Annotated in this window: 12 protein-coding genes; 5 read left to right on the forward strand and 7 right to left on the reverse strand. The window is 65.5% G+C overall.

From position 1 onward, the window contains the following. Positions 1 to 2: 2 nt before the first annotated feature. The 4 genes from dut to V473_RS02645 are packed head-to-tail and all read right to left on the reverse strand — an operon-like array spanning position 3 to position 3,984. The gene (dut, locus tag V473_RS02630) at positions 3 to 458 is read right to left on the reverse strand and encodes a dUTP diphosphatase (protein WP_066600224.1); all 456 of its coding nucleotides are present in this window, start codon (positions 456 to 458) and stop codon (positions 3 to 5) included. After that, positions 433 to 1,707 carry a bifunctional phosphopantothenoylcysteine decarboxylase/phosphopantothenate synthase gene (locus V473_RS02635; RefSeq protein WP_066600228.1) on the reverse strand — a complete coding sequence of 425 codons (1,275 nt, stop codon included), beginning with the start codon at positions 1,705 to 1,707 and terminating at the stop codon, positions 433 to 435. Before V473_RS02635 ends, dut begins: the two co-directional genes overlap by 26 nt. Further along, positions 1,704 to 3,245: a 2-polyprenylphenol 6-hydroxylase gene (ubiB, locus tag V473_RS02640; protein WP_066600230.1), complete on the reverse strand. Its 1,542-nt coding sequence runs from the start codon at positions 3,243 to 3,245 to the stop codon at positions 1,704 to 1,706. The genes V473_RS02635 and ubiB overlap by 4 nt, the downstream gene beginning before the upstream one ends. Positions 3,246 to 3,252: 7 nt before the next feature. Further along, on the reverse strand, positions 3,253 to 3,984 hold the full coding sequence (locus V473_RS02645; RefSeq protein ID WP_066600232.1) for a class I SAM-dependent methyltransferase: 732 nt from the start codon (positions 3,982 to 3,984) through the stop codon (positions 3,253 to 3,255). A gap of 115 nt (positions 3,985 to 4,099) precedes the next feature. Between V473_RS02645 and treA the strand changes: the two genes are divergently transcribed. The 5 genes from treA (at position 4,100) to V473_RS02670 (ending at position 9,367) form a co-directional block, all read left to right on the forward strand. After that, entirely contained in the window at positions 4,100 to 5,677 is a 1,578-nt protein-coding gene (gene treA / locus V473_RS02650; RefSeq protein WP_066600236.1) for an alpha,alpha-trehalase TreA, read from the forward strand. Positions 5,678 to 5,694: 17 nt separating this feature from the next. Further along, positions 5,695 to 6,507, forward strand: coding sequence for a bifunctional DNA-formamidopyrimidine glycosylase/DNA-(apurinic or apyrimidinic site) lyase (mutM, locus tag V473_RS02655; protein WP_066600237.1), 813 nt, complete (start codon positions 5,695 to 5,697; stop codon positions 6,505 to 6,507). 115 nt (positions 6,508 to 6,622) lie between these two features. Continuing rightward, positions 6,623 to 6,886, forward strand: a complete 264-nt coding sequence (gene rpsT / locus V473_RS02660; protein WP_066600238.1) for a 30S ribosomal protein S20 — start codon at positions 6,623 to 6,625, stop codon at positions 6,884 to 6,886. 424 nt (positions 6,887 to 7,310) lie between these two features. Beyond that, positions 7,311 to 8,720 carry a chromosomal replication initiator protein DnaA gene (gene dnaA / locus V473_RS02665; RefSeq protein WP_066600241.1) on the forward strand — a complete coding sequence of 470 codons (1,410 nt, stop codon included), beginning with the start codon at positions 7,311 to 7,313 and terminating at the stop codon, positions 8,718 to 8,720. A 44-nt stretch (positions 8,721 to 8,764) separates the two neighbouring features. After that, entirely contained in the window at positions 8,765 to 9,367 is a 603-nt protein-coding gene (locus V473_RS02670; protein WP_066600246.1) for a peptidylprolyl isomerase, read from the forward strand. An 87-nt stretch (positions 9,368 to 9,454) separates the two neighbouring features. On the opposite strand, the gene V473_RS02675 is transcribed toward V473_RS02670, so the two are convergent. The 3 genes from V473_RS02675 to trpS form a co-directional block, all read right to left on the reverse strand. Further along, positions 9,455 to 10,699, reverse strand: coding sequence for a dicarboxylate/amino acid:cation symporter (locus V473_RS02675; protein WP_066600248.1), 1,245 nt, complete (start codon positions 10,697 to 10,699; stop codon positions 9,455 to 9,457). Positions 10,700 to 10,885: 186 nt separating this feature from the next. Then, entirely contained in the window at positions 10,886 to 11,539 is a 654-nt protein-coding gene (locus V473_RS02680; protein WP_066600251.1) for a DUF4136 domain-containing protein, read from the reverse strand. Between the two features lie 232 nt (positions 11,540 to 11,771). Then, on the reverse strand, positions 11,772 to 12,776 hold the full coding sequence (gene trpS / locus V473_RS02685; protein ID WP_066600253.1) for a tryptophan--tRNA ligase: 1,005 nt from the start codon (positions 12,774 to 12,776) through the stop codon (positions 11,772 to 11,774). Positions 12,777 to 12,794 lie beyond the last annotated feature (18 nt).

Below are 12,794 nucleotides of genomic sequence, written 5' to 3' on the forward strand. Positions count from 1 at the left end.
CGTCACACTCCTGTCGAACCGAACCCGCCCTGTCCCCGAACGGTATCGTCCAGATTATCGACTTCTGTAAAGCTGGCAAGCTGCACCGGCGCCGCGACCAACTGTGCGATCCGGTCGCCACGCGCGATGGGGAAGGGGGCGTCGCCCAGATTGATGAGGATCACCTTCAATTCGCCGCGATAATCAGCGTCGATCGTGCCGGGCGTGTTGGGCAGGCTGATGCCATGTTTCAGCGCCAGGCCGGATCGGGGGCGGACCTGCATTTCATAACCTTCAGGAATCGCCATGGCGAAACCGGTCGCCACCGCATGGCGGCCGCCGGGCGCGAGTATGAGGTCTTCGGCGGACACCACGTCCATGCCGGCGGCGTGGGCGGTGGCATAGGCGGGGACGGGCAGTCCCGCCCCATGGGGCAGGCGTTTGAGCTGTATGTCAATCGGCGAGAGCGGCGAGGGCATGGGCGACCTTTTCGATGAGTTTGTCGGCGACCGTGCTTTTGGGCAGGGTCGACCAGGATTCGATGCCGGCGGCGGTGACGATCTGCACGGCGTTGGCGTCGCCGCCCATCACGTCGCCCGATACGTCGTTGGCGACGATCCAGTCCGCGCCCTTCTTCGCCAGCTTGGCCTGGGCATGGTCGGCGATATGCTGCGTTTCGGCCGCGAAGCCGACCAGCAGCGTGGGGCGGTTGGCGTGGCGGCCCAGCGTTGCGAGAATGTCGGGATTTTCGACCAAAGCGAGCGGGGCGGGCTGGCCCGTTCCGTCCTTCTTGATCTTCTGGTCGGGCGCGTCGGCGGTGCGCCAGTCGGCGACGGCCGCGACCATGATCGCGGCGTCGGCGGGCAAAGCGGCCTCGACGGCGGCGAGCATCTGCCGCGCGGTTTCGACATCGACACGGGCCACGCCAGGCGGCGTAGGCAGGTGCACCGGCCCTGCCACCAGCGTCACCCGCGCACCCGCCTGCGCCGCGGCGGCGGCGATGGCGAAGCCCTGCTTACCCGACGATCGGTTGGCGATGTAGCGCACCGGATCGATCGGCTCATGCGTGGGGCCGGCGGTGATGAGGATATGCTTGCCCACCAACGCGCCGTCCGTTTCGAGCGAAGTCGAAAAAAGCCGCGCCTCACGCGCGAAATCGGGCTGGTCCGCCAGCGGATCGGGGGCCTTGGGCAAGGCCAGCAGCCGTTCGATCTCCGCCGCGATCGCCTCCGGTTCGGGCAGTCGTCCCTTGCCAAATTCGCCGCACGCCATCGCGCCATCGTCCGGCGTCATGATGTGGACGCCGTCGGCATGGAGGCGCTCCAGATTGCGCTGGGTCGCCTTGTGATGCCACATCCGCACGTTCATCGCAGGCACCGCCAGCACCGGCTTGTCAGTCGCGAGCAGCAGCGTGGTGGCGAGGTCGTCCGCGATGCCATTCGCCATCTTGGCCAGGATATTGGCGGTCGCGGGCGCCACTACGACCAGGTCGGCCTGGCGGCTCAACTGGATATGGCCGATCTCCTGCTCGTCCTTCAGGTCGAACAATTGCGTAAACACATGATCCTCGGTCAGCACGCCCAAGGACAGCGGGGTCACGAATTGCTGCGCGCTCTGCGTCAATACCGCCCGCACCGCGATCCCGCGCTTGCGCAGCAGGCGGACCAGTTCGAGCGCCTTATAGGCGGCGATACCGCCCGAGATGATGAGGAGGACACGCTGCGTCATAGATGCAGATGTAGGAGGGCGGAGCCCAGCACGCCAGCCGCCGCCGCGATCGTCGCCACCAGCGCATAGCGCCAGCCGCCGCCCACGCGGATCAGCTTGATCTCGCTCAAGGGGGGCGGGGGCGGGGCGCCGCCCTTTTCGGGGAAGGCGTCCTCGATCCGCTTCACCAGCCCCGGCAGCCGTTGCAGCGTGCGCCAATTTTCGATCAGCGTGTCGGCGGCCTTCGCCTCCGGCCCCAGTTCGTCGCGCAGCCAGCCCTTCACGAAGGGGCCGCTGGTTTCCCACATGTTGATGTCGGGGTCGAGGCTGTGCGCCACGCCCTCCACCATCACCATCGTCTTTTGCAGCAGCAGCAGATGCGGCTGGGTTTGCATGTCGAAATCGCGGGTGATGGCGAACAGGCCGTCGAGCATCCCGCCGACCGACAATTCGCTGGCCGCCTTGCCGCGCATCGGTTCGCCCACGGCGCGCAGGGCGGTGGCGAATTCGTCGACATTATGATGGCCGGGCACATATTGCGCCTCGAAATGGATTTCCGCGACGCGCTTATAATTGCCGGTGATCAGGCCGTAGAGAATCTCCGCCAGCCACATGCGCGCGCGTCGGTCGATCCGGCCCATGATGCCGAAATCGATCGCGACGATGTCGCCATTGGCCCGGACGAACAGGTTTCCCTGATGCATGTCGGCGTGGAAGAAACCTTCGGAAATCGCCTGCCGCAGGAAGGCGTTGACCAGCCGCGCGGCCAAATCCTTGACGTTATGCCCCGCCGCGATCAGCGCATCGCGGTCGGAAATCTTGATGCCGTCGATCCACTCCATCGTCATGACCTTGCCGGTCGTGCGGTCCCAGTCGATGACGGGAATGCGATAACCGGGCATCGCCTCCATGGCTTCGCTGAGTTCGGAGGCGGAGGCGGCTTCGCGGCGCAGATCCAGTTCGCGCACGGTCCAGCGCTTGAAGTTCGCGATGACCAGACGCGGGCGCAGGCGCGCGATCTCGCCGCCCAGCATCTCGACATGGGCGGCGGCCCATTCATAGGTCGCGATGTCGCGATTGAACTTGTCGATCACGCCGGGGCGGATCACCTTGACCGCGACGTCGCGGCCGTCGGTCGTGACCGCGCGATGCACCTGCGCGATCGACGCGGCACCGACCGGCACCTCATCGAAGCTCTTGTAGACGGCGTCCAGCGGACGGCCGAAACTCTGCTCGATCTGTGCCCGGATCGTGGCGAACGGCACGGGGGGCAGGGCGTCCTGCAAGCGCAGAAGATCGTTCGCCGCATGATCGCCGACCAGATCGGGCCGAGTGGCGAGCGTCTGGCCCAGCTTGATCGCGGCCGGGCCGATCGACTGGAAGGCGTCGGCATAGCGCGGCTGCCTGGGCACGCGCGCGCCGAGCCGGGCGATGCGGACCAGCCGCCGGACGGGGCCGGGGGTCAGCGGATCGCGCTCGATGCCGGTCAGCGCGCCATGCCGCGCCAGGGTGCGGCCCCATTTCAGGAGGCGCCAGATGTGGGTGATGTGGGACGTCATGCGGGCTTCAAATCTTCCAGCCCGAATGGATCGCGACCAGCCCGCCCAATATCGGCTCGACCTTGGTGTTCACGAAACCGGCCTCGCGGATCATCCCTTCGAACTGGGGCATGGGCGGGAAACGGCGGATCGATTCGATCAGGTAGCGATAGCTGTCGGCGTCGTTGGCGAACAGCTTGCCGAGGTGCGGCACCAACTTGTGCGAATAGACGTCATAAACGTCCGAAAAGCCCGGCCAGGTAGTGGTCGAAAATTCCAGGCAGAAGAAGCGTCCGCCGAACTTGAGAACACGGTGCGTCTCGGCCAGCGCCCGGTCGATATGGGTGACGTTGCGGATGCCGAAGGCGATCGTATAGGCGTCGAACGACCGGTCGTCGAATGTCAACTCTTCGGCATTTTGTTCGGACCAAATGAGGCCTTCATAGCCCTTTTTCTGCGCCCGCTCGACGCCCACGGCCAGCATTTCAGGATTGATGTCGGATACCGTGACCTGCGCGCCACGCTTGTGCATCCGAAACGCGATGTCGCCGGTGCCGCCCGCCATGTCGAGTATCTGCTCGCCGGGCCGCGGCTTGACCCGGCGCACGAACTGGTCCTTCCACAGCCGATGCGCGCCGCCCGACATGGCGTCGTTCATCAGGTCATATTTCGCCGCGACGTTGGAAAAGACGTCGCGGACCATGCCCTGTTTGTCAGCGGCATCGACGTCGCGATAACCGAAGGATGCTGTGTCGTTCATGGGCCTCGCTCTAGACATTCTTGCGCCGTCATTCCAGCGCCAAGGCATGTCCTTTGGAACGCTTCGCGGCAATCATCCATTCCGTTGCATGATCGCCTGTTGAAAGGGGGGAGTGATGACCGCGCGCCGTTCCGTATTTTGCGCCTTCGCCGCGCTGTCGTGCAGCGCCCAGGGGGTCGCGTCGCCGCCCCCGCCGCCCAGCCCGCAGCAAATTTATGGCCCGTTGTTCGAAGCGGTGCAGCGCGAGAAGGTTTTCCCCGACGGCAAGACCTTCGTGGATGCGGTGCCCAGGGGCGATCCCGCTACAATCCTCGACCGCTATTCGCAGGAGAAGCCGCAAGGCCCGGCGCTTCGCAGCTTCGTGCTTCAATATTTCGATATGCCGGGCGAACCGGCGGCGATGGCGGCGCAGAGCCTGCGCGGCCATATCAAGGCGCTCTGGCCGCAATTGACGCGCCCGGCGCTCAGCCCGCCGGTCGGCTCCTCCGCACTGGCCCTGCCCGCGCCCTATGTTGTGCCGGGCGGGCGCTTTCGCGAGATTTATTATTGGGACAGCTATTTCACGATGCTGGGACTCAAGGCCGACGGGCAACAGCCTTTGATCGATTCGATGCTGGTCGATTTCGAAAGTCTGATCGACCGCTACGGCTTCATCCCCAATGGCACGCGGACCTATTATCTGGGCCGGTCGCAGCCGCCCTTCCTGGCGCTGATGGTGGATCTGGCGAGCAATCCCGACGATCCCCGGCACCTCAAAGCCCTCCGCGCCGAGCATGATTTCTGGATGCGCGGCGCGGAGGGGCTGGCGACGGGCGCGACCCACCGGCGCGTCGTGCGGATGCCCGATGGCGCGCTGCTCAACCGCTATTGGGACGACAGACCGGGACCGCGCGACGAGAGCTGGGCGGAAGATGTCGCCACCGCCGGGCAAAGCAACCGCCCGGCCGCCGCCATCTATCGCCACCTGCGCGCGGGGGCGGAAAGCGGCTGGGACTTTTCCTCGCGCTGGCTGGACGACCCCAGGCGGCTGTCCACGATCCGCACGACCGACATCGTGCCGGTGGACCTTAACAGCCTGCTCTGGTCGCTGGAGCGGGCCATCGCTCGCCGCTGCGCCGCGGCGGGGGACGCCGCCTGCGCCCGGCAGTTTGAATCGCTGGCCACCGCGCGCGGAAAGGCGATCAACCGCTGGCTATGGCAGGCGCGTGATGGGCGTTATGCCGACTGGGACATGCTGAGCCGCAAGCCGACCGCCGTCGTCTCCGCCGCAACGCTCTTCCCGCTCTTCGTGGGCCTGGCCGATCGGCGTCAGGCGGACGCCCTCGCTCGCCTGACGCGCGACCAGTTGCTGGGGCAGGGCGGGCTGCGCACAACCCGCATCGCCAGCGGCCAGCAATGGGACAGCCCCAATGGCTGGGCGCCGCTCCAATGGGTGGCAGTGGAAGGACTGGCTCGCACGGGTCATGAAGCGTTGGCGAGGGATATCGCCCGTCGCTGGATCGGCACGGTCGATGCGGCCTGGCGCGAAACCGGCAAGATGCTGGAAAAATATGATGTCGAGACGCGCAAGCCCGGCGGCGGCGGGGAATATGCATTGCAGGACGGGTTCGGCTGGACCAACGGCGTCACGAGCGCGCTGATCGAACGCTGGCCTGATCTCGACCCCGATACCCCTGTCGCCGCAGCCCGCTAACGCCTACATGCATCGCCATGCCTGAGCTTCCCGAAGTCGAAACAACCGTCGCTGGCCTGCGCGCCGTCCTTCAGGGGGCGGTGCTGACGCGGGTGGAGGCACGTCGCGCCGACCTGCGCTGGCCGATCCCGGTCGACCTGCGTCAGCGGATGACCGGGGCGACAGTGACGGGGCTGTCACGCCGCGCCAAATATGGCCTGATCGAAACCGATCGCGGCGACATGATGATTTTCCATCTCGGCATGTCGGGTCGCTGGCGAATCGACCCGGCGGAGATCGGCGCGCACGACCATCTGCTGATTGAGACAGGGCATGGCCATGTGCTGTCGCTCAACGACCCGCGGCGATTCGGTTCGCTGGACCTAGTGCGATCGGACGCATGGCAGGCCTACACGCCCTTCACCCGCATGGGGCCGGAACCGCTGGGACCGGACTTCGACACCACCCGCCTGGCCGCCGCGCTCAAGGGCAAGGCGACCTCGATCAAGGCGGCCTTGCTCGACCAACGAATCGTCGCCGGGCTGGGCAATATCTATGTGTGCGAAGCGCTGAACATGGCGGGCATCGCCCCGACTCGCGCGGCGGGCAAGATCGGGCGCGTGCGCCTCGGCCTGCTGGTGGAGGCGATTCGCGACGTGCTGTCCGCCGCTATCGTCGCGGGCGGCTCGACCCTGCGCGATTATGCGCGGCCCGACGGGGAATTGGGCTATTTCTCCAAACAATGGCGCGTCTATGGGCGGGAAGGCGAATCCTGCCTGTGCGGCGGCACGGTACAGCGCCGGGTGGATGGCGGCCGATCGACCTTCTTCTGCCCCAAATGTCAGAAATAGCATGGCCGAATCCATTGACGCCTACCCCGATATTCTGTAAGGGGCGCTCCTTCACGAGGCATGTCGGACATTCGGCGGGCCTCTTCCCGAGATTTGATGAGAACCGAGGAATAGAATGGCCAATACGCCGCAAGCCAAGAAGCGCATCCGTCGCAACGAGCGTCGCGCCGCAATCAATGGCGCCCGCATCAGCCGGATCCGCACCCTGGTGAAGAAGGTGGAAGCCGCCCTCGCCACTGGTGACAAGGATGTTGCTGCGACCGCCCTGCAGGCCGTCCAGCCTGAGCTGGCCCGTGGCGTCGCTCGCGGCGTGCTGCACAAGAACACCGCCGCGCGCAAGTTCGGCCGTCTGACCAAGGCGGTCAGCGCGCTCGCCTAAACCCCTTCGGGTTTTCGATGGATTATAAGGCCCGCCCCAGCGATGGGGCGGGCCTTTCGTCGTTCATTCATATATGAGTCATTTTTGACGATTGGCCAATTTCCCGCGATTCGACGCGATGCAGCATAAGGCGATCTACTTAACTCACTAAAATTAAACGATAATTTCTTTGCTGCGCGATTTCCGGGACTTTGCCAAGTCAACGGCTTTATTTCACTTTTTTGAACCATGCCGCCCTTGATCCGGCGGTGCGCCCCTGTCTATTTTTGAAATCCGGCCGCTGTCGAATCACCTTGATGCGGCCGTCATGTGAGATTGCATGTCGTAAGGAACTCGGGATGGCGGGGGCTTTTCCGATCGAGAATCCTTGCGTCTTTTTTCCTGCCCGAACCAGGGGGCACAGTTGGTGGGGTCGTTGAAGTCTATGAAGGATGTTGTGGGCGTGGTTGGTTGGCAGGACGGACAGATTAGCCAGGCCGATGCGGGCCTGGAATCCGCCTGGACCAGCATCCGCGCCGGTATGCGCCGCGATGTCGGCGCACGGATGTTCGACCAGTGGCTGAAACCCGTCCGTCTTGGCGACTATTGCGCCGAATCGCAGACGCTCGACCTGCTGGTCGCCAGCGACTTTAGCGCCAATTTCGTGTCCGGCCAGTTTGGCGACCGGCTGCGCATGGCCTGGCGCAGCGCGGGGGCCGGCGTGCGCGAGGTGCGGTTGCGTCGGGCGCCCGACGCCACCGGCCCGCGCCTGTTGGAAATCGTGCATGCCGAACCGGCGACCCCGGCCGAAGATGCCGCGCCCGTCGCCATCGCCTCCAACTTCCTGCCGCGCCACGGCTTCGCCGATTTCATCGTCGGCGACACCAATCGTCTGGCCAGTTCGGCCGCCCAGGCGATGGCCGGCGAAGCCACGCCGCGTTTCAGTCCGCTGTTCATCCATGGCGGCACCGGCCAAGGCAAGACCCACCTGCTGCACGCCATCGCCCGCGCCTTTTCCGCCCATTCGCCCGCGGCCCCCGTGCTCTACATGTCGGCCGAACGCTTCATGATGGAATTTGTGAACGCGATGCGCGCCAATGAGACGATGGCGTTCAAGGGCCGGCTGCGCGCCGCCCGGCTGCTGCTGATCGACGATATCCAGTTCATCGCGGGCAAAGGATCGACGCAGGAAGAGTTTCTCCACACGATCAACGACCTGATCGACAGCGGCGCGCGCATCGTCGTGACCGCCGACCGGCCGCCGCAGATGCTCGAATCGATCGATCCGCGCATCCTGTCGCGCCTCGCCGGTGGTCTGGTCGCCGACATCCAGCCGGCCGGGCTCGACCTGCGCCTCGCCATCCTCGAATCGAAGCGTGCGGTGGCGGGCGATCCGCCGGTCCCCGACGCGGTGATCGATTTCCTCGCCCGCGCGATCCGGTCGAACGTGCGCGAACTGGAGGGGGCGTTCAACAAGCTGGTCGCTTATGGCCAACTGACCGGCCGCTCGATCGACCTCGATTTCGCGCAGGGCATGTTGGCCGACGCGGTGCGCGCCAATGCCCGGCGGATCACGGTGGACGAAATCCAGAAGGCATGTGCCGCCCATTTCAAAATCGATCCGTCGGAAATGCGATCCAAGCGCCGCGCTCGCGCCGTCGCCCGGCCGCGCCAGGTGGCGATGTATCTGGCCAAGAAGATGACGCCGCGCTCGCTGCCCGAAATTGGCCGCATCTTCGGCGGGCGCGATCACAGCACGGTGATCCACGCCGTGCGCACGATCGAGGCGCTGCGCGAAAGCAACCCGGATATGGACGCCGACGTCCGCGCGCTCCAGCGCCTGCTGGAGGGCTGACGCAGCCCTCTGGCGTCCAGCAGCGGAGGAGCTAGGGTGGGCGCATGATTCGCACGCTTCTGCTTCTCCTCGCCGCCCTGTTGGGCTTCTCGCCTGCGATGGCGCAGACTCCGCCACCTGCATCGGCCGACATTCGCGTCGCGCTCGACACCGATGCCGGGCGGATCGTCGTCGCCGTCCATCCCGACAAGGCGCCGGTCACAGCCGCCAATTTCCTGAAATATGTCGACCAGCAGCGGTTCGACGGCGCGTTTTTCTATCGCGGCGTGGGCGCGGCCGACTATGGCTTCGTCCAGGGTGGGGCGCAAAATGATCCAAAGCGGATATTGCCGCCGATCAAGCATGAACCCACGACCCAGACCGGCCTCACCCATGACGATGGCGCGCTGTCGATGGCGCGCTATGCGCCGGGCAGCGCGACCGGGGACTTCTTCATCGTGCTGGGCAAGATGCCCGCCATGGACGCCCATCCCGATGCACCAGGCGACAATCAGGGCTTCGCCGTCTTCGCCCATGTGGTCGAGGGGATGGAGGTGGTGAAGGCGATCCTGGTCGCGCCCAAATCCGCCACGGCCGGGGAGGGCGTGATGAAGGGCCAGATGCTAGCCGCACCGGTGAAAATCCTTACGGCGCGGCGGGCGCCGTAAGGCTGGGAACGGCCTTGTCCTCCGTGCGCCCTGAGCCTGTCGAAGGGCGTTGCGCGCGCCCTTCGACAGGCTCAGGGCGCACGGGATTTAGGCTGCGAGCGTTTCCCGCCGATCCAACATCCGCGCCGCCGCCATATCCGCGGTGACATTGCCCACCGTGCGGAAAATATCCGGCACCGTTTCCACCGCCAGCAGCAGCGGCAACGCCTCCACCGGCACGCCCATGGCCAGGCAAATGGGCCCGGTGGTGGTGAAAAAGGTGATCTGGCTGGGCAGGCCGACCGCTGCCAGGCTGACGATCGCGGCCACCAGCACGCCCATCACGAGTTGCGCCGAGCCGAGCGGCACGCCATTCATCGCCGCCACATAGAGGGCGACGCCCAGATTGGCGGGCGGGCTGGTGATGCGGAACAGCGATATGGCAAGCGGCAGGACGATGCTGCGCGTGGTTTCGAGCACCTCCAGCGGCCCGTCGCTCGCCTGGATCATCGCGGGCAGGGAGGCGATCGAGCTTTGCGTCGAAAAGGCGATGGCCTGGGCGGGCAGGACGGCGCGCGCGAAGCGGCCCAGCCCGATTCGCCCGGCGACCACCACCATTGGATAGACGAGCAGCGTCACCGCGACGCAGATCAGCACGATGAAGCCAATATAATGGAGCAGCGCGCCCGCCGTCGCCAGCCCCGACCGCGCGCCCGCGACCAGCGCCAGCGCGAACACGCCGATCGGCGCCAGCCACAGCACCCAGCCGACCACGATCAGCAGCGCGTCTGCCAGCGCCTGGAAGAAGCCGGTCAGTTGCGCACGCCGATCCGGTGCGATGCGCGCGACGGCGAACCCGAAGATAAGCGCGAACAGCACCACGGCCACGACCTGTCCTTCGCTCGCGGACTTGATCGGATTGATCGGGATGAAGCCCAGCAGCCATTCGGCCGACGGGCGCACGTCCGGCACCTCCGATAGGCCGTCCGCGCCCGCCAGCGCCCCGACCGCACCAGGCGGCACCGGCCACAGATGCAGCATCAGCGGCCCGATCAGCGCGGCGACCGCGGCCGCCACCGTCAGCAGGATCGCGAACAGCGCGATCGCGCGACCCGCCATGAAGTTGGTCCGCGCGCTGGTCGCCGCCTGCGCGATACCCGTCACCAGCAGAGCGAAGATCAGGGGGATCAGCGGCATCTGCAACCCGCCCAGCCACGCCTTCCCGATCGGCTGCGCCACCGCGACGATGTCACCAGCCCAGCCGCCCGCCACGCCGCCACCCCATTCGGCCAGCGCAATGCCGCTGCCCAGGCCCAGCACGAGCGCGATCAGGATGCGGACGGTCAAGGACATAGGCGTGGTTTCCCCGGAGGCGATGCCGATGGCAACGGAACGGGGCACGCTATCCGCTATGCCGGGGCAGGGGACAGCGGAAAATGGCGCAACGCGGGTTTGTGCGCGTGGTCAGGGGTGGATCAACGCGAAAAGCCCGGCGCTTCGTCGAAAGCGCCGGGCTTTTCAAAACCGTTATGCCTGATGTCAGCCCTTCTTTTCGGGCGGCAGGGTGATCTTCACATCTTCCCCATTCTGACCGGGGAAGTTGGTGAACATCGCGTCGATCAGGTTGGGCACCAGATAGGTCAGCTTGTTCGACAGCGACTGGGCGCTCGCCTTGCCTTCGAACAGGCGGCGATTGTCGGCCGCGCGGTCAATCTTCATGCTCAGGTCGCTGGTGTAGACGGTATAGCTCGACACGTCGTTGAAACCGCCGCCGCCAAACAGCCACGGATCATAGAAGCCATAGCCCCATGGGCGACCCCAGCGGCCACCGAAACCACCGCCCCAGGGGCCAAAGCCGCCATAGCCGCCGCCAAAGCCGGTCGAGCGCACCTTTTCGCGGCCATTGTCGACATCATAGGCGACGCGCACGATCAGGTCGGCGCGGGCGGGGTCGTTGGCTTGGACATAGCCGGTCTGCGCCAGCCGCTGCCCGACCATGTCGGCATAATGGGCGAATTCCAGTCCGCCGGCGAGCTGAGGATTGTCGGCGACGACGACATAGCTTTGCCCGGCGGGGGCGGGGAGCTGCTGGAAACGCGCGACATCGGCCTTGAAGCCAGTGGTGCAGCCCGACAGCGCCACCAGCGCCAGAGCGGGCGCCGCAATCAGGCCGAACTTCTTGAAACGGGTCATTTTTCTGCGTCCTGTATCAGGCGTGAGCCTTTGAGCATCATTGCGCGTTGCTCTAGCAAAACGCAACTGAACATCGTTTGAACGCGCGAACCGACCGAACGGGCGCAAACCATGTCCCTGTCAAAGCAGGGACGACGCCCGCCCCGACGTCCCGTAACAGCTATGCCCAGCGGCAGGCCATTTAAGCCGACCCTGTGACATTATCGCATCAGCGCATTAAACCCCCAGCGCGTCAGCGCATCAATCCCATCGCGTCATAGGCAGCGCGCAACGTCGGCTCCGCCGCCGCCGCCGCCTTCGCCGCGCCCTTGTCGAGGATCGCGTCGAGCGCGTCGTCGTCGGTGCGCAATTGCAGGAAGCGCTCGCGAATCGGGCGCAGCGCCTCGACCAGCACCTCGCCCAGCGCCGGTTTGAACGCGCCGAATCCCTTGCCGGCAAAGTCCGCGCAGACCGCATCGGTCGTCGTGCCCGACAGGGTGGCGTAGATGCCGATCAGATTGTTGGCTTCGGGGCGTCCCACCAGCCCGGCGGCCGTTTCGGGCAGCGGTTCGGGATCGGTTTTGGCCTTCTTCACTTTGTTCATGATGGCGTCGTCATTGTCGGTCAGGTTGATGCGGCTCATGTCCGAAGGATCGGACTTGGACATTTTCGCACTGCCATCGCGCAGAGACATGATCCGCGCCGATTCCTTGGGGATGATCGGATCGGGCAGAGTGAATAGCTCCAGGCCGAAATCGCTGTTGAATTTCGCCGCAATGTCGCGCGCCAGTTCCAGATGCTGTTTCTGGTCCTCGCCCACCGGCACATGGGTGGCGTTGTAGAGCAATATGTCGGCGGCCTGGAGCACCGGATAGACGAAAAGGCCGATTGATGCGCCCTCTCGGTCCTTGCCGACCTTGTCCTTGAACTGGGTCATGCGGTTGAGCCAGCCGATGCGCGCGGTGCCGTTCAGCAACCAGGCGAGTTCGGCATGGGCGGGCACCCGCGCCTGATTGAACAACACGCTGCGGTCCGGGTCGATCCCGGCGGCGACCAGTGCGGCCGCCATGTCGCGCACGTTGCGGATACGCTGCTCGCGCCCTTCATGCACGGTGATCGAATGCATATCGGCCAGGAAGAAGAAACACTGACTCTGGCTGTCCATCTCATCCTGCATCCGCACCCAGTTGCGGATCGCGCCAAGGTAATTGCCAAGGTGCAGATTGCCGGTCGGCTGGATGCCGGAAAGGACGCGCATGTCTGAATCCGTTCTTAC

Origin of the sequence: Sphingobium cupriresistens LL01 (assembly GCF_001046645.1) — a bacterium.
Lineage (GTDB): Bacteria > Pseudomonadota > Alphaproteobacteria > Sphingomonadales > Sphingomonadaceae > Sphingobium > Sphingobium cupriresistens.

Excerpts from the sequence above, each read along its gene's own strand:
- dut (WP_066600224.1), bottom strand. The coding sequence starts at position 458 with ATGCCCTCGCCGCTCTCGCCGATTGACATACAGCTCAAACGCCTGCCC.
- V473_RS02635 (WP_066600228.1), bottom strand. The coding sequence starts at position 1,707 with ATGACGCAGCGTGTCCTCCTCATCATCTCGGGCGGTATCGCCGCCTAT.
- ubiB (WP_066600230.1), bottom strand. The coding sequence starts at position 3,245 with ATGACGTCCCACATCACCCACATCTGGCGCCTCCTGAAATGGGGCCGC.
- V473_RS02645 (WP_066600232.1), bottom strand. The coding sequence starts at position 3,984 with ATGAACGACACAGCATCCTTCGGTTATCGCGACGTCGATGCCGCTGAC.
- treA (WP_066600236.1), top strand. The coding sequence starts at position 4,100 with ATGACCGCGCGCCGTTCCGTATTTTGCGCCTTCGCCGCGCTGTCGTGC.
- mutM (WP_066600237.1), top strand. The coding sequence starts at position 5,695 with ATGCCTGAGCTTCCCGAAGTCGAAACAACCGTCGCTGGCCTGCGCGCC.
- rpsT (WP_066600238.1), top strand. The coding sequence starts at position 6,623 with ATGGCCAATACGCCGCAAGCCAAGAAGCGCATCCGTCGCAACGAGCGT.
- dnaA (WP_066600241.1), top strand. The coding sequence starts at position 7,311 with ATGAAGGATGTTGTGGGCGTGGTTGGTTGGCAGGACGGACAGATTAGC.
- V473_RS02670 (WP_066600246.1), top strand. The coding sequence starts at position 8,765 with ATGATTCGCACGCTTCTGCTTCTCCTCGCCGCCCTGTTGGGCTTCTCG.
- V473_RS02675 (WP_066600248.1), bottom strand. The coding sequence starts at position 10,699 with ATGTCCTTGACCGTCCGCATCCTGATCGCGCTCGTGCTGGGCCTGGGC.
- V473_RS02680 (WP_066600251.1), bottom strand. The coding sequence starts at position 11,539 with ATGACCCGTTTCAAGAAGTTCGGCCTGATTGCGGCGCCCGCTCTGGCG.
- trpS (WP_066600253.1), bottom strand. The coding sequence starts at position 12,776 with ATGCGCGTCCTTTCCGGCATCCAGCCGACCGGCAATCTGCACCTTGGC.